3 protein-coding genes are annotated in these 1,658 nt (G+C 71.5%); all 3 read right to left on the reverse strand.

The genetic code is table 11. The features are described from left to right. Nucleotides 1–145: 145 nt before the first annotated feature. Nucleotides 146–871, reverse strand: a complete 726-nt coding sequence (locus tag DJ74_RS00500) for a ribosome assembly factor SBDS (RefSeq protein ID WP_094525969.1) — start codon at nt 869–871, stop codon at nt 146–148. Between the two features lie 88 nt (nt 872–959). Then, nucleotides 960–1,148 (reverse strand): hypothetical protein, encoded by a 189-nt coding sequence (locus tag DJ74_RS00505; RefSeq protein ID WP_094523370.1) that lies wholly within the window; start codon nt 1,146–1,148, stop codon nt 960–962. A 137-nt stretch (nt 1,149–1,285) separates the two neighbouring features. Next, a partial coding sequence (locus DJ74_RS00510; RefSeq protein ID WP_176451282.1) for an ASPIC/UnbV domain-containing protein occupies nt 1,286–1,658 on the reverse strand: 373 nt, incomplete at its 5' end.

The raw sequence follows: 1,658 nt of genomic DNA on the forward strand, positions 1-1,658 counted from the left end.
TCGACGCCGTAGCGGTCCCGCGCCCGTGCCGCGAACTCCGCCGCGCGCTCGTGCATGGAGAAAAGGAGGCCCGCGGCGGAGTATGAAGCTCTCGGCCGCGGCACGTATGGCGGTCGTTCGGGAGAGAAGCGGCGCCGTCGACGACCTACCGCGTCCGGAGCTCGTCTTTGTCCTTAATTACGCGGGCGTCTCCCTCGCCGGACGTGACCTCGTTGACGAGGTCGTACAGGTCGTTCTGCAGGCCGGCCGGGAACGTGAGCACGCCGACCCACGAACCGTCGTTCTGCCACTCCTCGCGCTCCAAGTCGCCGAACTCGCGGATCTGCGCCTGGCCGGAGCCGGCGTAGTCCGCGGGGAGCTGGACCGCCATCGTCACCTCCTCGAACCGGATCGGGATGACGGGCCGGAGCGCCTCGAGCGCGTCGTCGATCTGGTTTTCGACCGGCTCCATCGGGTCGATCTGGAACCCCGCCTCCTCTAGGGCGCGCTCGATCCGCTCCGGCGGGTGCGGGGAGTCGTCCATCTGCGGGTTCACCGCGTTCCGGGTGATGGTGGTGACCAGCTGGTTGTGCTTCCGCTCCATCATCTCCTCGCGCTGCTCGGCGGTGATCTGGATCTCCCCGCGCTCGACGACCTCGGGGATGATCTCCAGCGCGTCCGTCGTGCCGAAGACGGTCTCGAGGTCCTCCTCGGCCGGGCGATCGCCCCGCGAGGCGTTCTCGAACACGTCCTCGGCGGCGATCACGTCCTCCAAGTCGCCGTCGAACTCACCGCGCTTCATCGCGAGCGCCGCGTCCGGGTCGATCAGCACCTCGAACCGTTCGCCGTGCGACTCCAGTCGGGCCGTCACGGCCTCGTCGAGCGAAATCATACTTGGAGATACCACCCCCGCACTGAAAAAGCCTCCCGCGAGATGGAGCCCGCCGATCCCGCGTCCCGGCCGTTGGTCAGCCGTCCCCTCAGGAACGCTCGTCCTCCCAGTCGTCGCGACAGACCTGCGAACAGAAGCGTCGGTGTTCGACGTCGGTGCCGTCGACCCAGGTGACGGTTCGACGGCCGACGCCCAGCGCCGGGCCGCCGCAGGTCGCACAGCGCGGGGCGGACTCCTCGTCGACGTCCTCCTCGAGGTCGGAAGTCGGATCTACCATACCCGTCCGTGCGTCCCCGGACACTTGAACCCGCGAAGGGCGGCAGTTCTGGCCGGGCGATCCGGAGACCGTCCGTCGACGCCGACCGGTCCGGAGAGGAATCACCCCCGTCGCCCCCTCGCGTCCGGTACCGGCCGCTACCGCCCGAGGGGTCGGTCGCCGCGGGGCCGGCGCCCTCCGCCCGGGGGAGATCGCCGCTTCGACGGGTGTTCGACCGCGATCTCCGCGTCGGACGCGGGGTCCGGCAGAATCCGCTCGCGGCCGTCCGGCCACCGGACGACGACCCGGCGCGGCGTCGCGCCGCCGAGCCCGAAGTGCGCGACCGGCTCGGTCTGACAGAGGCAGCCGCCGCCCGCGTCGACGGTGCGGCGCTGGATCCCGGCGGTCGTCTCCAGCCTGACGACGGCGCCGCGGGCGGGCGCCCCGTGTCTCGTCGTCGGCCGGACGCGGAGCCACCCGGCGTCGGCGGCGCCCGGGACCTCGTAGGCCGCGATCGGCTGCGCGGCGACC

Origin of the sequence: Halorubrum sp. Ea8 (assembly GCF_002252925.1) — an archaeon.
GTDB lineage: Archaea > Halobacteriota > Halobacteria > Halobacteriales > Haloferacaceae > Halorubrum.